The organism is Enhydrobacter sp. (assembly GCF_030246845.1).
GTDB lineage: Bacteria > Pseudomonadota > Alphaproteobacteria > Reyranellales > Reyranellaceae > Reyranella.
The window spans coordinates 800,278-820,444 of the sequence record NZ_CP126889.1 but is presented as its reverse complement, the minus strand read 5'-3'; the positions used below and the strand labels follow the sequence as shown (position 1 = coordinate 820,444).

The 20,167-nt window shown below is 65.8% G+C and carries 21 protein-coding genes and 1 pseudogene; 9 read left to right on the top strand and 13 right to left on the bottom strand.

The features are described from left to right. The first annotated feature begins 139 nt into the window (after nucleotides 1-139). The 4 genes from OJF58_RS04315 to rnk all read left to right on the top strand — a co-directional run bounded on the left by OJF58_RS04315 (nucleotide 140) and on the right by rnk (nucleotide 4,308). A complete protein-coding gene (locus OJF58_RS04315) occupies nucleotides 140-1,519 on the top strand; it encodes an ATP-grasp domain-containing protein (RefSeq protein ID WP_300785161.1) in 1,380 nt (459 codons plus the stop codon). Continuing rightward, nucleotides 1,512-2,786, top strand: a complete 1,275-nt coding sequence (locus OJF58_RS04310; protein ID WP_300781877.1) for an NAD(P)-binding domain-containing protein — start codon at nucleotides 1,512-1,514, stop codon at nucleotides 2,784-2,786. Before OJF58_RS04315 ends, OJF58_RS04310 begins: the two co-directional genes overlap by 8 nt. A 27-nt stretch (nucleotides 2,787-2,813) precedes the next feature. Continuing rightward, nucleotides 2,814-3,647, top strand: coding sequence for an FkbM family methyltransferase (locus OJF58_RS04305; protein ID WP_300781875.1), 834 nt, complete (start codon nucleotides 2,814-2,816; stop codon nucleotides 3,645-3,647). 232 nt (nucleotides 3,648-3,879) lie between these two features. Next, nucleotides 3,880-4,308, top strand: coding sequence for a nucleoside diphosphate kinase regulator (gene rnk, locus OJF58_RS04300; RefSeq protein WP_300781873.1), 429 nt, complete (start codon nucleotides 3,880-3,882; stop codon nucleotides 4,306-4,308). A gap of 67 nt (nucleotides 4,309-4,375) precedes the next feature. Here the strand turns inward: rnk and speE are convergent, their stop codons facing one another. The 3 genes from speE to OJF58_RS04285 are packed head-to-tail and all read right to left on the bottom strand — an operon-like array spanning nucleotide 4,376 to nucleotide 5,960. Next, on the bottom strand, nucleotides 4,376-5,341 hold the full coding sequence (speE, locus tag OJF58_RS04295; RefSeq protein ID WP_300781871.1) for a polyamine aminopropyltransferase: 966 nt from the start codon (nucleotides 5,339-5,341) through the stop codon (nucleotides 4,376-4,378). Beyond that, on the bottom strand, nucleotides 5,338-5,751 hold the full coding sequence (gene speD / locus OJF58_RS04290) for an adenosylmethionine decarboxylase (protein WP_300781869.1): 414 nt from the start codon (nucleotides 5,749-5,751) through the stop codon (nucleotides 5,338-5,340). The genes speE and speD overlap by 4 nt, the downstream gene beginning before the upstream one ends. Before the next feature lie 38 nt (nucleotides 5,752-5,789). Continuing rightward, complete coding sequence (locus OJF58_RS04285; RefSeq protein WP_300781867.1) at nucleotides 5,790-5,960, bottom strand: hypothetical protein; 171 nt, start codon at nucleotides 5,958-5,960, stop codon at nucleotides 5,790-5,792. Between the two features lie 149 nt (nucleotides 5,961-6,109). On the opposite strand from OJF58_RS04285, the gene OJF58_RS04280 reads away from it, so the two are divergent. Then, nucleotides 6,110-7,189 carry an LLM class flavin-dependent oxidoreductase gene (locus tag OJF58_RS04280; protein WP_300785159.1) on the top strand — a complete coding sequence of 360 codons (1,080 nt, stop codon included), beginning with the start codon at nucleotides 6,110-6,112 and terminating at the stop codon, nucleotides 7,187-7,189. Between the two features lie 39 nt (nucleotides 7,190-7,228). On the opposite strand, the gene OJF58_RS04275 is transcribed toward OJF58_RS04280, so the two are convergent. From OJF58_RS04275 to OJF58_RS04265, 3 genes and pseudogenes are all read right to left on the bottom strand, one after another. Next, the gene (locus OJF58_RS04275) at nucleotides 7,229-8,377 is read right to left on the bottom strand and encodes a GMC oxidoreductase (RefSeq protein ID WP_300785157.1); all 1,149 of its coding nucleotides are present in this window, start codon (nucleotides 8,375-8,377) and stop codon (nucleotides 7,229-7,231) included. A 15-nt stretch (nucleotides 8,378-8,392) separates the two neighbouring features. After that, nucleotides 8,393-9,234 (bottom strand): annotated as a pseudogene (locus tag OJF58_RS04270) (IS5 family transposase). A 39-nt stretch (nucleotides 9,235-9,273) separates the two neighbouring features. Further along, nucleotides 9,274-9,807 carry a GMC family oxidoreductase N-terminal domain-containing protein gene (locus OJF58_RS04265; protein WP_300781865.1) on the bottom strand — a complete coding sequence of 178 codons (534 nt, stop codon included), beginning with the start codon at nucleotides 9,805-9,807 and terminating at the stop codon, nucleotides 9,274-9,276. Between the two features lie 86 nt (nucleotides 9,808-9,893). On the opposite strand from OJF58_RS04265, the gene OJF58_RS04260 reads away from it, so the two are divergent. Beyond that, a complete protein-coding gene (locus OJF58_RS04260) occupies nucleotides 9,894-10,982 on the top strand; it encodes an amidohydrolase family protein (RefSeq protein ID WP_300781863.1) in 1,089 nt (362 codons plus the stop codon). A 462-nt stretch (nucleotides 10,983-11,444) separates the two neighbouring features. On the opposite strand, the gene OJF58_RS04255 is transcribed toward OJF58_RS04260, so the two are convergent. The 6 genes from OJF58_RS04255 to OJF58_RS04230 form a co-directional block, all read right to left on the bottom strand. Then, the gene (locus tag OJF58_RS04255; protein ID WP_300781861.1) at nucleotides 11,445-11,783 is read right to left on the bottom strand and encodes a hypothetical protein; all 339 of its coding nucleotides are present in this window, start codon (nucleotides 11,781-11,783) and stop codon (nucleotides 11,445-11,447) included. Nucleotides 11,784-11,833: 50 nt separating this feature from the next. Continuing rightward, nucleotides 11,834-12,646 carry a DNA-binding domain-containing protein gene (locus tag OJF58_RS04250; protein ID WP_300781860.1) on the bottom strand — a complete coding sequence of 271 codons (813 nt, stop codon included), beginning with the start codon at nucleotides 12,644-12,646 and terminating at the stop codon, nucleotides 11,834-11,836. Next, nucleotides 12,643-13,491 (bottom strand): DUF692 domain-containing protein, encoded by an 849-nt coding sequence (locus OJF58_RS04245; RefSeq protein ID WP_300781858.1) that lies wholly within the window; start codon nucleotides 13,489-13,491, stop codon nucleotides 12,643-12,645. The genes OJF58_RS04250 and OJF58_RS04245 overlap by 4 nt, the downstream gene beginning before the upstream one ends. A 159-nt stretch (nucleotides 13,492-13,650) precedes the next feature. Then, complete coding sequence (locus OJF58_RS04240) at nucleotides 13,651-13,887, bottom strand: hypothetical protein (RefSeq protein WP_300781857.1); 237 nt, start codon at nucleotides 13,885-13,887, stop codon at nucleotides 13,651-13,653. A gap of 202 nt (nucleotides 13,888-14,089) precedes the next feature. Continuing rightward, nucleotides 14,090-14,338: a hypothetical protein gene (locus tag OJF58_RS04235; protein WP_300781856.1), complete on the bottom strand. Its 249-nt coding sequence runs from the start codon at nucleotides 14,336-14,338 to the stop codon at nucleotides 14,090-14,092. Between the two features lie 85 nt (nucleotides 14,339-14,423). Beyond that, nucleotides 14,424-15,560, bottom strand: a complete 1,137-nt coding sequence (locus OJF58_RS04230; protein WP_300781855.1) for an FAD-binding oxidoreductase — start codon at nucleotides 15,558-15,560, stop codon at nucleotides 14,424-14,426. Nucleotides 15,561-15,609: 49 nt separating this feature from the next. On the opposite strand from OJF58_RS04230, the gene OJF58_RS04225 reads away from it, so the two are divergent. From OJF58_RS04225 to OJF58_RS04215, 3 genes are read left to right on the top strand one after another with little or no spacing between them, the layout of a single operon-like run. Further along, nucleotides 15,610-17,130 carry an AMP-binding protein gene (locus OJF58_RS04225; RefSeq protein WP_300781854.1) on the top strand — a complete coding sequence of 507 codons (1,521 nt, stop codon included), beginning with the start codon at nucleotides 15,610-15,612 and terminating at the stop codon, nucleotides 17,128-17,130. 26 nt (nucleotides 17,131-17,156) lie between these two features. After that, on the top strand, nucleotides 17,157-17,816 hold the full coding sequence (locus OJF58_RS04220) for a dienelactone hydrolase family protein (RefSeq protein ID WP_300781853.1): 660 nt from the start codon (nucleotides 17,157-17,159) through the stop codon (nucleotides 17,814-17,816). Between the two features lie 26 nt (nucleotides 17,817-17,842). Next, entirely contained in the window at nucleotides 17,843-19,201 is a 1,359-nt protein-coding gene (locus OJF58_RS04215) for an MFS transporter (RefSeq protein WP_300781852.1), read from the top strand. On the opposite strand, the gene OJF58_RS04210 is transcribed toward OJF58_RS04215, so the two are convergent. Continuing rightward, nucleotides 19,202-20,155 carry a tripartite tricarboxylate transporter substrate binding protein gene (locus OJF58_RS04210; protein ID WP_300781851.1) on the bottom strand — a complete coding sequence of 318 codons (954 nt, stop codon included), beginning with the start codon at nucleotides 20,153-20,155 and terminating at the stop codon, nucleotides 19,202-19,204. Nucleotides 20,156-20,167: the final 12 nt, after the last annotated feature.

Sequence of the window (20,167 nt, the reverse complement as noted above, 5' to 3'; positions counted from 1 at the left end):
GATTCCGGCCGATGAAATGCGCCCCCCCTTTTGCCACATCAAAAACACGGGAAAACGTGCGGGTCCATGCTAGTGAATGCCTGATGCGCCGTATTGGGGTGAACGCAGAGCGCATGAGGGGTTGTGGGGCGTGACAGGCATGCTTGATCTGGCCTCTCCCGAGGAAGACGAAGGGCAATACCGGAAAGCGTCGCCGTCCAGTGTGTCGCGACCGCGTGTTGCGGTTGTCGCCACGGTTCACTGGCCGGCGACGACCCGACTCTGCCTCGAGATGGCCGACGGCGGGATCGAGGTGCGGGCGCTGGTGCCGGACGACCATGCTCTGTTCAAGATGTGCACCGTCACGGTCGAACGCCTTGGCCGTACGCGCAGCGAGGCGCTGAGGACCATCCGCCACACGGTGGAAAGGCATTCGCCGGATTTGTTGGTGCCGGCCGACGAACCGGCGATCGACTTGCTGCGGGTGCTCTATGAGCGGGCGCTGCGCGGGCGCGGCGCCAAGCCCGACCGGATGGCGAAGCTGATCGAAGCGTCGCTCGGCGCGCCGTCTTCGTTCGTGTTCGCGCGAAAGAAGAGCCTCTTCGTATCCCTTGCTCGGGACGAAGGGCTGTCGGTGCCCAGGACCGAGATTGTCCGCGATTTGCGCCAATTGGCGGCCTGCATGGCCACGGCGCGATTTCCCCTCGTGATCAAGCGCGACGAGACGTCGGGCGGTGAGGGTGTTCGCATCGTGGCGAACGAAGCCGAAGCGAGGCGGACTTTCCTCGACCTCCGTGCCCGCAGCGGTCGCGTATTCGCTCTGCGGCAAGTCGTGCGGAAGCTCGATCTCGCTTATTTGCAGCATTTCCGTCGTGCGCGGCCCACCATCACGGTGCAGGATTACATCGAAGGCCGACCGGCCAATCGCGCCGTCGTCTGCGACCGGGGGCAGGTGCTCGCCGGCCTCAGCGTCGAGGTCCTGCAGTCCAGCCAGTCCACCGGTCCCGCCACCGTCGTGCGCGTGATCGATTCGCCGGAGATGGCAAGCGCCGCCGCCCATATCGTGCGCCGCCTCGGCCTTTCCGGCTTCGTCGGTTTCGACTTCATGCTCGAGACTGCGAGCGGCCGCGCGTACCTCATCGAAATGAACCAGCGTCCGACCCAGATCTGCCATCTCGCGCTGAATGCCTCGTCCGACATGATCGGAGCCCTTGCAAGAGGCCTGTCCGCGGCGGTGCGCCATCGCGCGACACCCAATATCAGCTCCCGCACGGTCGCTCTCTTTCCGCAGGAGAGCTGGCGCGATCCTGCCAGCGGCTTCCTGGAGTCGGCCCATCACGACGTACCTTGGCAGGAACCCGAGTTCATCGCTGCCTATCGTCAGCCCGTCGCCCCCGAACCGCTCACCTGGGTGCAGCTCGTGCGGCAGGCGTTGCGCAGTCCGTGGCGCCTTTCGCGCCGGCGCGCTCTGTCGGCCGATGTCGATCCACCGGCGGTCCGTCCCCAGACGCTTCGTGGAAAGGACGTCATTCATGTCTAGCCAGACGGATGTGGCCATCGTGGGTGCCGGTCCCTATGGCTTGTCGCTCGCATCGCACCTGGCCAACCGGGACGTCTCGTTCCGGATATTCGGCAAGCCGATGGAAAGCTGGCTGACTCAGATGCCACGGGACATGCAGCTCAAGTCGGAAGGTTTCGCCTCCAGCCTGTACGACCCGGCGGGCAAGCTGTCCCTTGGCAGCTACTGTCGCGAGAGGGGCTTGGCCTACGCCGATCTCGGCCTGCCGGTTTCGCTCCAGACCTTCTGCGAGTACGGCCTCGCGTTCCGGCGGCGTGCCGTGCCGATGCTCGAGGAGACGAAGGTCACCGCGCTGGGCAGGGATCGGCAGGGTTTCGTGCTGCAGCTCGACAACGGCGAAACCGTCCGCGCGCGCCGGGTCGTGATGGCCGTCGGCATCAGCCATTTCAGCCACCTTCCGGGCGCCCTGGCGAATCTCCCCGAAGGGTGCGTATCGCACAGCTCCGCGCACACCGATTTTGCGCGCTTCAAGGGTCAGGATGTCGTTGTTCTGGGCGCGGGTTCGTCGGCGGTCGATGTGGCCGTGCTGCTGCACGAGGCCGGCGCCAGGGTTCGTGTCGTGGCGCGGCGGCCCGAGATCGAGGTCCACAGCAGGATGCGCCTGCCGCGACCGCTGTCGGATCGGCTGCGGCAGCCGATGACAGGCATCGGCCCCTCGTGGCGATCCTGGTTCTTCACCAATCTGCCATCGGTCTTCCATCTTTTGCCGGAGGCGAGACGGTTGAAATGGGTGAGGACCCATCTCGGGCCCGCCGGCGGGTGGTTCATGGCGGACCGCTTCAAACGCGTCCAGACGCTTACCGCACACAAGCTGACCGATGCCGGCCGAGACGGCGACAAGGTGCGATTGGGGCTGATGGCCGGCGACGGCACTCGCCTCGCCGTTGCGGCGGATCACGTGATCGCCGCCACCGGCTATCGGCCGAGCCTCAAGCGACTCGCCTTCATCGATCGCGCGCTCGCCCAGGCCGTCGCTGTCGTGGACGACACGCCGATCCTGTCAGCCAACTTCCAGTCGAGCGTCGCGGGCCTCTATTTCGTGGGCCCGATCGCGGCCAACAGCTTCGGCCCGCTCATGCGGTTCGCGTTCGGCGCGCGATTCGTCGCCCGCCGCCTCTCGCGGCACCTGGCGGCGACGACAAGCCGGCTGCCGGATCCCGCGGCTGCCGAACCCGAGCCGCTCGGCGTGGCGAAGGGAGGTCTGTCGCCGACTGTCGCCGCGAAGTGAGCAGCCGGAATGGTCCGAGTGCGCACCATGACATCGCGTGATGGGCTGCGCGCCCTCCTTCCCCGATCGATCCGCAATTGGCGGGAGAGCCGCTTCTTCGGCCGCTATGGCGAGGTCGAGCTTCGTCTCCTGAAGTTCCTTTGCCGGCACGATGCGGATGCCATCGACGTCGGGGCGGACGAGGGAACCTACGTCCACTACATGCGGCCGCATGTGCGGCGCGTCATCGCCTACGAGCCGTTGCCGAGATCGACGGAAGCGCTGCGCGCCAAGTTTCGTCAGGGCGTCCTGGTCGAGGCATTGGCACTCTCCGACAGGCGAGGAACAGTCGAACTGCGGGTGCCGGTGGTCGACGGTGTCGCTATCGATGGCTGCGCGACCGTGTCGCCATATGCTGCGGCCACCTATCTGAACTGTCGAAGCATCGATGTGCCGACCGACCTGCTCGACGATGTCTATCGCGGCCGCGTCGGCATCATGAAGATCTCCGTGGAGGGCCACGAACAGGCCGTGCTCGACGGCGCAATCGAGACCATCCGGCGCGACCGGCCGCGGCTCGTGGTCCGAATCGACGAGCGGCTGTCGCCGGGCGGCCTCGATCGGGCGCGGACCTATTTCTCGGCGCTCGGCTACGCGGGCCACTTCGTGCACAACCACGTGCTGAAGCCGCTCGAACGCTTCTCCATTCGGCACATGCAGCATTCGGGCAATGTCCCCGATCTCGTGGCGCCCCTCCATGCCCGCGAACGGTTCGGTCGCTACGTCTACAATTTCATCTTTCTGCCGGAAGAAGAGCCGGAATCCACGTTGCAGCAAATGGCTCGGCATCTGGAGAAGATGCGCATCCGGTCGGCGGCTTGACAAAGCACGCCGGCGGGCCAATGTAACCGGCATGGACAGACTTCGAACCTCATTTGATCGGATTGTTCTGATCACGGGATCATAACCCCGGGAGTTCGGTCACGTGCGCCTCGAACTCCGGGGCCGCAGAGTCTGTCAAGGCGCTTCTACGAAACGATATGTCAACGTATTGGCGGCCGCCGCTCTTCGCCGAGCGAGCGTGCGCGCCACTGAAAGGGAATGCAGCGCCGTCATGACCGAGTTCAATCCCCACCGTCGCAAGCCGAAGATCATCGTCAGCGACATCGACTACAAACGTCTCGCCGGCCTCGCCGCAGCGGCGCAAGCGCGCTTGCCCGAGGTTGCCGACGTGCTCCAGTCCGAACTGGAACGTGCGCAGGTGGTCGCCACCGATTGTGTCCCGTCCGATGTCGTCCGGATGGGATCCGCCGTCGAGTTCCGCTCCGATAACGGCCAGCAGCGATGCGTCACGCTGGTCTTTCCCGGCGAGGAGAACATCTCTCAGGGAAGGATCTCCGTCCTCACGCCGATCGGTGCGGCGCTCATCGGGCTGTCGCCGGGCCAGTCGATCACCTGGACGACGCGCGACGGCCGTCAGCACGAGCTGACCGTGATGCGGGTCGAACAGCCTGAGCCCTTGCACGCAGCTCATGCCTCGTGACGCAATGGGTCGCGCTCAGCTCCGAGGGACTGGGCAGCCTGCTGGTCATCCTCGGCATCGTCGCGCTCTATGCCTCGGTCTTCGCCTTCACCCGCTCGCCGCGCTGGGCCTGGGCGGCGACGGCCGCCGGTGCGCTATCGTTGTTCGGTCTGCTCGTCGCGACCCGTGTCGGTGGCTGATTTGAAGGGAAGGGGCGAGCGCCGCGCACGAATGCCGGCGCCATGGCGAAAGCAGCCTGGTGCACATCCGGCACATAGTATCGCGTTTGGCCCTGGAGGCGCCGGAAGCGGGCTCGCAGCGTCCTCGTCGATGGCTGCAGCGCCCGGTGCGAGGCGCTCGCCACCACTAGAGCCAGCATGCCGCCGGCATAGGTCGGAACGGGCGCCATGAACGGCCTGATCGCGGCGAACGAAGCGGCGAGGCGGCCGCGAATGTCGTCGAGCTGGTCCGGCCGATAGAAGGGCGTGCCACTCTGCAGCGCCAGGATGCCTCCGGGCCGGAGGAGCTCGAGACAGCCACGGTAGAAGGCTTCCGAGAAAAGCCGTTCGCCGGGCCCTGCAGGATCGGTCGAATCGACGATGATGATATCGAAGGGCGACATGGCGTCGGCGACATACAGACTGCCGTCGCCCACGATCACGGTGGCCCGCCGGTCGGAAAAGGCGCCGCCGGAAACCTCCGGCAGAAAGCGCTGCGAAAGCGCGATGACGCCCTCGTCGATCTCGACCAGGACGACCTCGGCGACGGGATGCCGGAGCACCTCCCTGAGCGTGCCGCCATCGCCGCCGCCGATGATGAGCACGCGCCTTGCCGAGCCGTGCGCCATCATCGGCACGTGCGCGATCATCTCGTGATAGATGTGGTTGTCGCGCTCGGTGAGCTGGATGACGCCGTCCAGCACGAGCACCTTTCCGAACAGCCGGTTCTCAAAGATCAGAACGTCCTGATAGGCAGTTCGGCCACTATGCAGGACCGCGTCGACCGTCAGGACCTGCGCATGATGTTCGGCGAGTGTCTCCAGGAACGAGTTCACGGCATCACACCCCGTCTGTGCTCGGATATGGTAAGTGTTTCGGGCGAGAAGACGCGTCGCAGCACCTCGACCGCCTTGTGGGGTCTCGCCTCTCCGCACATGAAGACGTCGACTGCGGCGTAGGCGCATTCCGGCCAGGTATGAATGGAGATATGGCTTTCCGCGAGCACGGCGACACCCGTGATGCCGCCATTGGGCGTGAAGCGGTGCAGGTCGATGTTGAGGAGCGTGGCACCGGCTGCCGTCGCCGCCTTGCGCAGGGCGTTGTCGACGACATCGACGTCGTCGAGGTTGGTCGCGTGCCAGAGATCGACGATGAGATGCGTCCCGGCAAATCGCAAGCCGTCACGCTGGACGAAGTGATCGGGCCTTGCGTCCGCCCGCGCGTCGACGCTCAAGATCTTCTCCATTCAAACTCTTCTCCGGATACGAAGTTTCGCCGTCGGCCTCAGGCCGCGCTCGGTCCAGGATCGTCACCCTCGCCGTCGCCTGCCGGCCGATCGGCGGCGCGATCCGCCGCCTTCTTCCTGGGCTTCGGCACGAGGGGGACAATGTTGCTGCGCTCGTCCGCTTCCTGGCTGCCCGGCGGTTGCATGGGCTTGTCGTCGGCCTTGGACATCACTCACAACCTCCTTGGTCAATCGGCAACTGCGCACGCGCGGCGATGCGCCGGGGTGCAATCCACTTGTTGTCTCGAAAGGCGCCGTGCGGGTCACGCCTCGCCATGCCCGTCATGCCAGGATCGGTTGTCCGACTGTCCTGGTGCCGATGTTCCCCGGGCCCGCGATAGGACGGCGCGCCTTGAACCCGGGGCTAAAGGCCCGCGATCAGATTTCCCGAGCGGCAAAGCGCTCGACAGAATACGGCAAACCTCAACATGATCGGCCGACCATAGGATATCCGTTCCGGATGTCAAACTTGGCCCGAGGAGATGCCCAGATGGACGAACCGCTGCCCGCCCTGTGCCTGATCGCCGTGCCGGGGCGCCGGCGGTGGACCGTCGAATTGTGCCGGGAGACCGAACGACGCGGATTCGCCGGAATCTATACGCCGAGTCCGTTCGGCAACATGTCGATGTGCGAGGCGCTGTCCTGGAACACCGATTCGATCCCCTTCGGCACGGCGATTGCGCCGATCTACCAGCGCACCGTCGTCGATTTCGCGCAGAGCGCGGCGATGATGCACGAGGTGTCCGGCGGTCGGTTCCGGCTGGGCATCGGCATCGCGCATGGGCCGTCGCACGTGCGGATGGGCGTGACGCCGGGCAAGCCGCTGGCGGACACACGGTCGTTCATCGAGAAATTCCGCGCCCAGGACGCGTTCGGTCCGCTGCCGCCGATCATAGTCGCGGCGCTGCGCAAGCGGATGGTGGCGCTGTCGGGCGAGCTGGCCGAAGGGGTGGTGTTCGCGAACGCGTCCCGTTCCCACATGGGCGAGTCGCTGGCGGTTCTGCCCGCCGCGAAGCGGAGCGACGCGGCGTTCTTCATCGGCAACATGATCCCGACCTGCATCAGCGACGACGAACAGGCCGCCAAGGCGGTGAACCGGCGCACGCTGACCAACTACGCCTTCCTGCCGAACTACCGGAACTACTGGAAGGAGGCCGGCTACGTCGAGGAGATGGACGCGGTCGAGAAGGCCATCGCCGAGGGGCGCCGGGAGGAGGTGCCGAAGTATCTCACCGACAGATGGCTGGCCGACAACACGCTGTTCGGACCGCCGGCAAAGGTCCGCGAGGGCGTGGCGGCCTGGCGCGCCGCCGGCGTGCACACGCCGATCCTGGTGCCCTCCTCGGCGGCCGGCAACCAGATGAAGGCCATCGAGGAAGCCTTCGCCGCCTTTGGCTGACGGCAAGATCGCAGTCGGGAAGCGCAAGACCGTTGGGTTCTATCTGGCAAGCACGAGATCACTTGCCTTTTCGGCGGCGGCGGTCACCGCGGCGTTGGTCATCGCAGCCGGAATGCCGGGCAGCACCGAGGCATCCACAATCCGCAGGCCCGCCACGCCTCTGACGCGCAGGGTTTGATCGACGACGGCGCCGATACGGCAGGTGCCAACGGGGTGATGGAAGGAGTTGGCTGCCCGACGGATGAATCCGTGCCGTCCGCTCGCGCTTGCCCAATCCGACCCGGGATAAACTTCCTTGGCGCGCCATTCGGCGAAAGCCGTGGCGGCACCGATATCGCGCGCGAGCGTCATACCTTCGACAAGGATCCGGAGATCGGCAGGTTCGGACAGGTAGTTCGGATCGATGAGGGGAGGCGCGCGCGGGTCGCTGGAGGCGAGCCTGACGCTGCCCCGGCTGCGCGGCTGCATCAGGCACGGAACGAGCACGTAGGCCGGCGGCGCCAGCGGACCGACGGTCGGCTGCACGAACGGCAGCGACAGGCACATGACGAGGTGGTCCGGGCTCGCCTCGGGATTGCTGTGCGGCACGTAGAGGAGCGCGTCGGCATGATTGTAGTGAGAGCGCGGCACCTCGCGACGGGCCTTGTAGGCCGCGCCCGCCAGGAGCAGGTGATCTTGGAGATGACAGCCGACGTCGGGCAGTTCGGCCAACACGGGAATGCCGCGGGATCGAAGATCATCGGCGGGTCCTACGCCCGACAACATGAGGAGCCGCGGCGAATCGATGGCGCCTGCACAGAGCAGCACTTCGATGTCGGGTCGCACGACACGCCCTGAGAGTCGCACGCCCAGGCACCGTCCACGCTCGATCGCGAGACCATGGACCTCGGCGCCGAGCAGCACATCCACCTGTCCACCGTCCGGGCGCCCGAGATAGGCGCTCGCGGCATCGTCCCGAGTGTGCTTCTTGATGCTGAGCTGGTTCCAGCCGACGCCCGTCGTGACTTCCCCTCCGATATCGGCCGTCATCGGGAACCCGCGTTCTTGCGACGCCGCCATGAAGGCAGAGGCGAGCGGAGTGCGATCGGCCACATCCGCCAGCGAGAGGACATGCAGGGGGCCGCTGCCGCCACGCCACGCACTTGCACCGCCCGAAAAGGTCTCGGCGCGCTTGAAGTAAGAGCCGATCCGAGAAGTTGTGATTCAGGAACAATGTATTGGCCTGGTCAAGCGCCTGAGCATGAGTCGGATCATGGCAAGGCGAATGAAGGCGACGACGGTGCAGGCGTAGCGTTCGAAGTCACGAGCGAGCCTGCGGTTGCGAGAGATCCAGGCGAAGGTTCGCTCGACGATCCATCGCTTGGGCAGAACGCTGAAGTTGTGCGCCTCGGTGCGCTTGACGATTTCGATCTGCCAGGAGCCGATATCGGCAACGACTTGGGCGACGCGTGGCCCTTGATAACCGGCATCAGCGAAGAGTTTGAGGATCGAGGGAAAGCGGCGTCTTGCGTTGCGCAGCAGCCGGCGGACGCCGTCGCGATCCTGCACATTGGCGCGATGGACGACGACGTTCAGCAACAGGCCGAGCGTATCGACGACGATATGTCGCTTGCGACCGGTCACCTTCTTGCCCGCGTCGTAGCCTTGCGGATCGATCGAGGCCCCCCTTTTTGCGCCGCTTTGGCGCTCTGACTGTCGAGGATTGCTACTGTCGGCTCGGGCTTGCGTCCCGCCGCCTCGCGCACCTGGACATACAGGGCCTGATGCAGGCGCAGCAGAGTCCGATCCGAGCGCCAGAGCGCAAAATAGTCGTACACCGTGCTCTTGGGCGGCAGGTCTTTGGGCAAGGCGTCCCACTGGCAACCGGTCGACAGCAGATAGAACACGGCGTTCAGCACTTCCCGCATATTGACGTCGCGCGGCCGCCCGCCACGGCGGGCGGGGGGAATCAGCGGCGCCACCAGTGCCCATTCCGCATCCGTCAAATCGCTGGGGTAGCGCAGCGCCTTGCGCTCATGAGCCCGACGATGCTCTGTCGTCCACATCTGGCACCTGTCTCAAACCACAGAGTGCCGAACAATGAATCACAACAGATTCTTCCGACTCAAGTTCTTTCCGGATAGGCTCTTAGGCAAAAGGTCGGCGTGACGCCATCCCTCCGGCCATCGATCGTAGGCTGCCGGATGACCTCGCTGATAGGCAAGGGCATTGATGGTGCTCGACCCTCCGAGGACCTTTCCGCGGGGGTACGGTATGACGCGGCCGTCCAGTCCCCGCTGGGGCGTCGTGACGTATCGCCAGTCCAGTTCGCTACCCTGCAGCGTCGGCCATTCCGGCGGATCCTCGACGGCCGCCAGCTTCGTTTGGCCACCGGCCTCGATGACAAGCACCCGACGCTGGGCTGCACCAAGTCGATGCGCCAGCACACAGCCAGCCGAGCCCGCGCCAACGATGACGTAGTCGTGTGCAGGCCGGAGCTGCTCCGGCGAGACAAGGATGCGCAGGCCGGCCGCGGCTTTCGATGTTTGCGGCAGGGCTGACAGCGCCAATCCACCGGCGACGGCAGCGGCGAGGGCCTGGCGTCGATGGAGCCCGGAGTCGATACGGTACGGCTTCACGGTCGCAATTCCTGGCACGTATGCTAGCGTCCGGTCGATGCCAATTTCGAAGGCATCGTGACAATTCTATCGAGTACGGATGCGCGATGACGAACGTCGATCCGCTGCTGGGGCCAGGCCGCCAGATCATCGTGCGCGAGGAGTGGTTGAAGCTCACCGAGGAGCCGATCCTCGAGCCGAACCTTCCGATCGTCGATCCGCATCATCATCTCTGGCAGCGAGCGCAGGGCTCGTACCTTTTGCCGGAACTGCTGGCGGATGCCGGCAGCGGCCACGACATCCGCGCTACCGTTTTCGTGCAATGCGGAGAGATGTATCGCGCCGGCGGTCCCGTGGAGGAGCAACCGCTGGGCGAGACGGAGTTCGTCACCGGCATCGCCGCCGTCAGCGCCAGCGGCCGTCATGGTGCGACGCGCGCCTGTGCCGGGATCATCGGCATGGTCGACTTGACACTCGGCGACAAGGTCGACGCCCTGCTCGAGGCGCATCGCGCCATCGCTGGCGCCCGCTTCTGCGGCATTCGCAATCGCACCGCATGGCATCCCTCGCCCGAGGTGACCTCCAATCTCGTGTCACCGCCGCCCGGGCCGCTGGAACATCCCGCCTTCCCCGAGGGCGCGCGCCGTCTCGCGCGGCACGGCCTGCCACTGGATATCTGGTGCTACCATACGCAGCTTGCGCACGTGATCGCGCTGGCTCGAGCGGCGCCCGAACTCACGATCGTGGTCGACCACGTCGGCGGGCCGCTCGGTATCGGTCCCTTCGCCGGCCGGCAGGCCGAGGTTTTTCCCGAGTGGAAGAGCCGGATGCTCGAGCTGGCGGCGCTGCCCAACGTGGTGGTGAAGCTGGGCGGGCTCACGATGCACGTCAGCGGATTCGACTTCCATCGCCGCCCGAAGCCGCCCGGGTCGCAGGAGCTGGCGAAGACGTGGCAACCCTATATCGAGTCGTGCATCGAGGCGTTCGGCGCGAACCGCTGCATGTTCGAGAGCAACTTCCCGGTCGACAAGGGCATGTGCAGCTACCCCGTGCTGTGGAATGCGTTCAAGCGTCTGGCCGCCGGTGCAGGCGCCGGGGAGAAGAACGCGCTGTTCAGCGGCACCGCCATGCGCATCTACCGCCTGGACGGCTTGCCCCAGGCATTGTCGGTCGATCTTTCCGTCGCGGGAGCCTGAAAGATGGTGCGGACGGCGGGACTCGAACCCGCATTCCCTTTCGGAAAGCAAATTTTCGTACCACCTCGGCTTTCGCCGCCGCCTCACCGACGTTCGTGGTCTGGACTATCCCTTCGCCATAGCCTTTCCGCTGTAGGCGCCGCCCGTCTAGTCTCTACACCTTCCCCGGAGGGGCTTGGCTCGGGATTGGCCTAGGCCAAGCCTTTAGCTTTCCCCGACTTTGAGCGGTTCTGCTCCACGGGTTTCCCTGTGGGCACTCCAAATTGAAGTCTGCTGCGTCTACCGATTTCGCCACGTCCGCGTTTCGCTTTGTTTCTCCTTCGCGCTGCAGCGCGTTCTCATTTGACGGCTGCGCCTGTCCATCCAGCTCCCTGTTCCCACGTGCAATTCTATCGAATGCGTCAGGGCGGCGCAGTCCAAATAAACTGCTCCTCGTGGGCACGCGGCGCGTCGCAACCGAGATCAGCGCCTTTCCATCCGATGCCGCACGAGATCGAGCAGGCCCTTGGTCAGGCTGGCGAGTTTCTGGGTCTGGGTGCGCACAAGCTCCGACTGCTGGCCGGCCGCATGCTGGGGCGCGAGCCTGAGGTTGGACATGATGGTCATACAGTCCCGCCAGACGCGGCCGCGGACGGCGTCGGTGTCCGAATCGAAGCCGTAGGGCTCGTTCAGTCGCGCTTGGCAGCGATGCAGTGTCTCCAGCAGCCGCTTGTCGGCCTCGGCGGAGTCGGGCATCTCGACAAATTCGTAAGCCGCGCGCTCGATATCGACGAGCGCCGCGACAAGCTCGCTTACTTCCACACTTTGCTCCTCAACGGGCCGATATGATGGACGAGACGACCGGGGCGTTGCTAGTGGCGGAACGACCCGATCATCCCTTCTTCCACCCATCCGCGCAGCAGGCCTGCAGCGCGGGCCGCCGCCTGTTCCTCGCCGACGAAGGGGAGAAGGGACTCGCACAGCCCGGGGAACGGGTGTCCCTGCACGAGGGCGGCAAGCATCGCCGCCTCGTCCGGCTCGAGCGAGCGGAAATTCGAGATGAACTGCGGCCGCCAGATCACCCACGACCTCGGCGCCTCTGCGAGCACAGCTTCCAAATGGCCGGATTCCTGCTCCTCGCGCCGCTGCCAGGCCTGGGGCACGTCGAAGGCGAACGAGAGCACGCGCAGCGACGGCAGCGTCGAGAAGGCAAGCGTCTCCCACGCTTCCGGCGGCAATCTCATCAGGGCCGCGGCGCCGATCGGCGTTGCGTCGGGCGAGTCGAAAGCGTCGCCCAGCGCCCACTCGAAGCGCGCCATCTCCGCCACGGCAGGGGAGCGGTCGAAGGGCGGATGGCCGGCCAGGAAGTCGGCTAGATCCCGGCCGAACCAGCGAACCGATGGATGATGGGAGGGATGTGCGGCAATGTAAGCGCGCGCCATGTAGTCGAAATCGGCCGGTCCGGCCATCGCCATCACGCCGGGATAGTCGTTCGCGAGCACCTCGATCAGGCGCAGCGCATAGCCGTCGCGGTAGACATCGAGCAACAGGGTCCGATCGGCCTTTCGCGTATCGTGCACCGACCGGATGAAGCGGCTGCTGCCCGATAGCACGTAGTCCTGGAAGGCGCGCTGCAAGTCAGCGAGGGAGCCCGCGCCGACCACCGCCGGACCGCTCGCGCTCATCCGGCGGCGGCCTGGGGTGTGCGCTCGCCCGCGACGCGGGCGGCGATCTTCCGCGCGACATCGAGCTCGCCAAGCAACTCCACGTAGGGAGGAATGTTGGCATCGCGCTCGATCATCGTAGGCACGCCGGGAAACAAGCGAATTGCCTCGGCATAGAGCTCCCAGACGTCCGGTATGATCGCATGGTCGTGTGTGTCGATGATGTGCGTGCCCTTGTGTAGATGGCCGGCGAGGTGGAATTGGCGCACCCGCCGGGCCGGCATTGCCCGCAGGAAAGCGTAGGCGTCGAACTCGTGGTTGAAGGCGCTGACATAGACGTTGTTGACGTCGAGCAGGATCTCGCAATCGGCCCGCTCGGCGAGAGCGGCGATGAAATCCCACTCCGTAAGCTCCGACGCGGCATAGGTGATGTAGCTCGAAACGTTCTCGAGCACGAGCCGCCGCCCGAGATGGTCCTGCACGCGCCTCACGCGCTCGGCGACATGGTCCAGCGCCTCCTCGGTATAAGGAAGCGGCAACAGGTCGTGCATGTTGATGCCACGCAGGCCGGTGAAGCAGAGATGATCGGAAACCCACATCGGCTCGATGCGGTGCATCAGCGCTTTCAGGTCGTCGAGATAGCGCCGGTCGAGCGGATCGATCGAGCCGATCGACAGCGACACGCCGTGCATCGCCATGGGGTAGTCGGCGCGGAGCCTGTCCAGCCATTGCAGTGGCTGGCCTCCGGCGACCATGTAGTTCTCGGACAGCACCTCGAACCAGCTCACCCGGCCCGGGTTCGCCACGATCTCCTCATAATGCTCGGGACGGAGCCCGAGGCCAAAATCGATGGGCGAGGCGCTCATGCAGTCAATTGTAGCCCAGAAAGGGCGGCAGGCATTCGCGATCGATCGCCGGTTGCTGCGGCACAACCTCTGCAACAGGGCGCCATCCGCCAATAAGGTGGCGCCCTTTAACCAGTGCGACGGGACGAGGCAGATCCGAAAGTATAACTGTCGGACGGGCTAGTTCATCGGCGTGCCGCCCTGCGCGATGCACTCGAGAACGCTGCTGGCGTCGACCCATCCCTTGCCTTTGCAGGAGTTCTGTCCCTTGCAGTCGTTCCTCGCGCTCTTGCAGGCGCTCTGACCTTTGCAGGCGTTGATGCCGGAGCAAGCCTTCGTCTGCTGCGCATGGGTGGCTGTCGTGACTGTAGCGGCGGCAAACAGCGATGCTGCCACCACGGCGAACGATTTCTTCATCTGATGCTCCCTCGGAAGTGACACGCGACGCCAACGGCGGCGTGAGGGAGAAATCTATTGATCTCGCGAACTCTCTTTCGATCACAGGCGCGTGTCGGAGCTGTACGAACCATCACATGTAAGTGACGAAATGCCACACCTTGACATGACTGATCTGCGCATCCCTTTCGCTCGTTCTGCAGTTCCCGCCGCCTTTGGAACGTCAAAGCACCTTGCCGCCCTTGGAAGTGCATTCACTTTCGCTGCCGACCTCACTCCATCCCAAGCCCTTGCACGAGTTCTGTCCTTTGCAGGACGAGGACGCGGTCTTGCAGGCGCTCGTGCCCTTGCAGGAATTGACGCCGGCGCACTTCACACGGTCTTCGGCCGAAGCTGCGGTTGGCAGGGCGCCGGCCGCGAACAGCGCGGCGGCGGAAGCGATGACGAGACGGCGTTTGGTCATGTCGGTCATGTCGACCTCCTCGGCGGGGCGCCATCTTGCTCCCTGCCGATCGGGACGAGAAGTCAAGGCTTGGAAACAAGGCGTGATCATCCCATCACCGGGGCGTGAAGCGGGCCGGGGAGAGGGCAACCTCGGTCACGCCAAGCTCGGCGATATCGGAAGGCAAGCCCCGACCGAGCGCCAGGCTGGCGGCAAGGCGGCCGGCCGCCGCGCCAGTCTGGATACCGTACCCGCCCTGGCCCGCGAGCCAGAAAAAGCCAGCGACATTGGCATCGTAGCCCACGACGAGATTCTTGTCGGCGACGAAGCTGCGCAAGCCTGCCCATTTGTTCTTGATGCGACGGATCTCCAGGCTGGTCGCGCTTTCGATGCGGTCGACAGCGATGGCGATGTCCATCTCCTCGGGTTGCGCATCGCAGGGTGGCGAGGGCGTCTCGTCGGCCGGCGAGGCTAGGAACTGGCCGACCTCCGGCTTGAAATAGAAGGTCTCGTCGAAGTCGATCGCCATCGGCAGGTGTTCGATCTCGAGTCCCGGCGGTGAATCGAAGGTGAAGGCGGTACGCCGCTTCGGGACGAGGCCCACCGGCCGGGCGCCCGCCAGACCTGCCAGCACGTCGGCCCATGCACCCGAGGCATTGATGACATTGGCGGCTGCGATCGCGTCGCCGTCGCGCAAGCCGATCAGCCAGCGACCATCCTTGCGTTCGAGGCGCACGACCTCGGCTTCGAGCCGCAACAAGGCGCCGGCCGCACGCGCGCCGCGCAGGAAGCCGCCGTGGATGGACGCGACGTCCATGTCGTCCGCTTCCGGCTCGAAGACGGCACCGCCTCGAATCGCGTCTGGCTTGAACAGCGGCATGCGGCGTTGCGCTTCCGCCGGCTCGAGCCAGCGCACGCTCGGCACCAGCTTCGCGTAGTCGGCCGCCGCCGCTCTGAGCGCGGCCTCCTGCTCGGCGCGGCCGGCTGTCAACGCGCCGCGCGGAGCGAGGAGGCGGTGATCGGCGAAGCCCGGCGGCGGCTTGCGGTAGAAGCGGCCCGCCACGACCGTGATGGCGCGGATCTCGGGAGAGCCGTAGGTCTCCGAATGCAGTGCGGCCGAGCGGCCGGTCGTATGGTAAGCAGGGACATGCTCGCGCTCGAGGATGACCACGCGCTTCTGCGGGGCGAGATGATAGGCGACGGAAACACCGGCGATGCCGGCGCCGACAATCGCGAAATCGAATTCCTGCATGGGGCGCACATTGCAAGGTCGGCGCCCGCCCTGCAATAGTCGGCCTGCCATGAACATCGCCCATCTGCTGCTCGGTTCGTCGCAGGAGTTTTGTGATCACGTCGCGTTGGCGCGTGGCGAGGCTCCACATCTCGGCTTTCGCGAGCTGTGGCGCAAGGTTTCGGTGATGAGCACGCATCTGCGCGTGCATTTCGGCCTCCAGCCCGGCGATCGCGTGGCCTTCGCGCTCTCGAATTGCGTCGAGTCGATCGAGGTCATGTACGCAATCTGGCATGCCGGCCTGTGCGCGGTTCCGATGAACGCCAAGCTGCATGCCCGGGAGTTCGCCTTCATTCTCGCGAACTCCGGCGCCAGGCTCTGCTTCGTGACGCCCGATCTCGCCACGACCATCGCGGAGGCAGCCAGGGAGGCGCCTGACCTGAAGGAGATCGTCGACGTCAGCACCCGACCCTATGGCTTCATGGCGGTGGGCGATCCGAGCCCGATGGCCGATCGCGAATCGGAAGACGCCGCGTGGCTGTTCTACACCTCGGGAACCACCGGACGGCCGAAGGGCGCGACGCTTACGCACCGCAATCTCCTGGTGATGACGCTCAACTACTACGCCGATCTCGACCGGCCGGTGGCCGGCGGCTCGATGGTGCATGCGGCGCCGATCAGCCACGGCTCGGGCCTGTGGAACTTTCCGATGCTGGCGCGCGGCGTGGCTCAGGTCTTTCCCGAGAGCGGCAAGTACGACGTGCCCGAGACGGTCGCGCTCATGAACCGCTGGCCCGACTGCAGCATCTTCCTCGCGCCGACCATGGTGAAGCGGCTGGTCGAGCATCCGGACGTCGGCGATCTCAGGCCAGGCGCGTTGCGGCTCGTCACCTATGGCGGCGCGCCGATGTACGTGAGCGACCTCAAGCGTGCCTTGGACACGCTGGGCAGTGTCCTTTGCCAGCTCTACGGGCAGGGCGAGAGCCCGATGACCATCACGCATCTCTCGCGCGAGATGCATGCGCTGCGCGATCATCCGCGGTGGGAGGCACGGCTTGCCTCGGCCGGCATTGCCGACAGTTGCGTCGAGGTGCGTGTCGTCGACGAACAGGGACAGCGTCTGCCGGCAGGCGAGGTGGGCGAAATCATCGCGAAGGGCGACACGGTGATGTCGGGCTACTGGAACGATCCGGGGGCGACGGCAAGGTCGCTGCGCGACGGCTGGCTGTGGACCGGCGATGTCGGCAGCCTCGACGAGGACGGCTTTCTGACGTTGAAGGACCGCTCCAAGGACATGATCATCTCGGGCGGCAGCAACATCTATCCGCGCGAGATCGAGGACGTGCTGAACCTCCATCCCGCGGTCGCCGAATGCTCTGTTGTCGGACGGCCGCATCCGGAATGGGGCGAGGAGGTCGTGGCCTTTGTCGTCACGCGGCCCGGCGCCGTGCTTACGTCGGCGGAACTCGATCGACTCTGCCTCGACAACATCGCGCGCTTCAAGCGGCCGAAGGACTATCGCTTCATCGATGCCCTGCCGAAGAACAACTACGGCAAGATTCTGAAGACGGAGCTTCGGGCCCTGCTGTAGGGTCGTCCCAAAGAGAGGAGGAAAAGATGGGCAGCATGATCGATTTCAAACGTCCGGACGGCTCGACCTGCAAGGGCTATCTCGCGGAGGCGGGGAAGGGCAAGCCGGGCGTTGTCGTGATCCAGGAATGGTGGGGCCTCAACGATCAGATCAAGCGCGTCGCCGATCGCTTTGCCGCGGCTGGCTACAATGCGCTGGCGCCCGATCTCTACAAGGGCCGCGTCACGCAGAATCCCGACGAGGCCAATCACATGATGACCGGCCTCGACTTCGTCGGCGCGTCCGATCAGGACATTGCCGGCGCGGTGAAGCACCTGGCGGACATGAGCCGAAAAGTGGGCGTGACGGGCTTTTGCCTCGGCGGCGCGCTGACCATTGCCGCCTGCGCGCGCGTGCCCGGCATCGCCTGCGGCGTGCCTTACTACGGCGTTCCGCCGACGCAGCTGGCCGATCCGGTGAAGATCAAGATACCCATCCAGGGCCATTTCGCCAACAAGGACGACTGGTGCACGCCGCAGGTCGTGAACGAGTTCGAGCAGGCGATGGCCAAGGCCGGCAACAAGCCCGAGGTCTATCGCTATGATGCCGCTCATGCCTTCGCGAAGGATGACGGCGCGGCCTACGATGCGGGGGCGGCCAAGCAGGCCTGGGATCGGACGCTGACCTTCCTGGGCAAGCACCTCTGAACGCGGCGGAGCAGGCGGTTCCGGCGGTGCTTGCCAGACCGGCGATCGGCCTCGCGATCGTCGGTCTCGGCGCCGCCCTGGCGCCGCTCGATATCGCCGTCAACGTGGCATTGCCGGCGATCACGGCTCACTTCGGTCTGGTCCTGGCCGACGTGCAGTGGCTCGTGATCTGCTACGTGCTGGTCTACGGCTCGCTGATGCTCGTCTGCGGCAAGCTGGGCGATCTCGTGGGCCATCGGCTCGTCTTTCGCGTCGGCCTGATCGTCTCGGCGGTCGGCTGCGCCGCCTGTGCCGCGGCGCCGAACTGGCCCCTGTTCCTGTGGGCGCGCGCCGGCCAGGGGATCGGCACGGCCCTCGCCCTGGCCTGCGGACCGGCGCTGTCGACGTCACTCTACCCCGAAGGTCAACGTACCAGGGCATTGGCGGGCTTCACTGCCGGCCAGGCGCTTGCCTCGACGGTCGGGCCGCTGCTGGGGGGTGTGCTGATCGAGCTCTGGGGCTGGTCTGCCGTCTACTGGTTCCGTGTCCCGATCGCGCTCGTGGCGCTCGCCCTGTCGGGCCTGCTGCCGGCGCCGAAGCCGGACGACCGGCCGTTCGATGCGCTGGGTGCAGTGTTGCTCGCCTGCTGCACGAGCGCTCTCCTGCTCGCGCTCGTTCTTTCCCAGCGCGCCGTGCCGGGTTGGCAGCCTCTGGCCTTGACGGCCGTGGCGCTGGTGGGCGTCGCTGTCCTCATCCGGCACGAGAACCGGTTCGACGAGCCGATCCTGCGCCCGGCACTGTTCGCCGATTCGGCCTTTGTCATTCCCAACCTGATCAGCGCCCTCGCCAATCTTGCGAGCTTCGCAATCCTGTTGCTGACGCCCTACTATCTCGTGAATGTGCTCGGCCTTTCTGCCGTTGCCTCCGGCCTCATGATCGCCCTCGCCTTCGTGGGCGGCACGGCGGGCGCACCGCTGGCCGCGCGGCTGGTGCCACGGATCGGCCAGCGCCCGACCGCCTTCGTGGGCGTCGTGATCGTGGGGGCCAGCCTGATCGCCGTGGGCTGGACGACACCTGCCATGCCCTTGTTGCTGCTGGCCGGCCTGCTGCTGGTCGAGGGCAGCGCCTACGGTCTCCTGGTGGTGGCCTACACCGACATCGTGACCGGCACACTGGCGCGGCGTGACCGCGGTGTGGCGGGCGCCCTGACGCTGCTCACGCGCACGCTGGGCGTCGTGAGCGGTGCCTCCGTGCTCAGTGCGCTCCAGGCGCATGGCGCGGCGGGCGCAAGCGGCGTCGACGGCTTCCTCGCGGGCTACCGCTTCGCATTCACCGTGGCGGGCGGCGGATTGCTGGTCGCCCTCCTCGTATCTTGCCTCTGGCCGCGCGCCTGGTTTCGCCGCTGATTAGTCCAGCGTCACGTGCCCGCGCTTGATGATGTCGGCGAACATCCGGCTTTCCTTGTCGACCTCGGCGCGCATGGCGGCGGGCCCGAGATAGGTGGGTTTGGCGCCGCCTTTGTCGAGCTTCTCGATCACGTCGGGCGACTGCAGCGCTTGCTCGATCGCTTTCGCCATCCGGTCGACGATCGGCTGCGGCGTGCCGGCAGGCGCCAGCAGCCCGTACCAGCTCTCGCCGCCTTCCTTGCCATAGCCTTGCTCGCGCAGGGTCGGAATATCGGGCTTCTGTGGCCAGCGCTTGTCGCCCACGATGGCGAGGCCCTTGAGCCGCCCAGCCAGGATGTGCGGCAGCACGGTCTGGTCGAACTGGGCCTGAATCTGGCCGCCGAGGAGATCCTGCGTCGCCTGCGCGCTGCCCTTGTAGGGAACGTGGACCATCTTGATGCCGGCCTCGATGTTCAGCATCTCGCCGAAGAGCTGGGTGATTGTGCCGAGCCCTGCCGAGCCGAAATTCACCTTGCCCGGATTGGCTTTCGCGTAAGCGACGAACTCGGCAAGCGTGTTCGCGGGAACCGAGGGATGGATCGCGAGCGCCATCCACGACGTCGACATCCGGGCCACGGTGACGAAATCCTTGTCTGGATCGATGGGAATGGGCTGGAGATGGCGCGTAATGGCGAGCATCGCGACGGTCGTGGCGAGAAAGTTGTATCCGTCCGGCGGCTGGTTCTTGGCGACTTCCGCGCCCAGCATGCCCGAGGCGCCGCCCTTGTTGTCGAAGAGCATGGGCTGGCCGAGGAGCTGCCCGGCCTTCTCCAGCACGATGCGCGAGGAGATGTCGGTTGGGCCGCCTGGCGGATAAGGCACGATCACCTTGATCTGGCGACTCGGCCAGGCGTCGGCAAATGAAGGTGCGGCGGCGGCGAGGCCAAGAGCCGAGAAGAACGTGCGCCTGAGCATATTTCCTCCGAT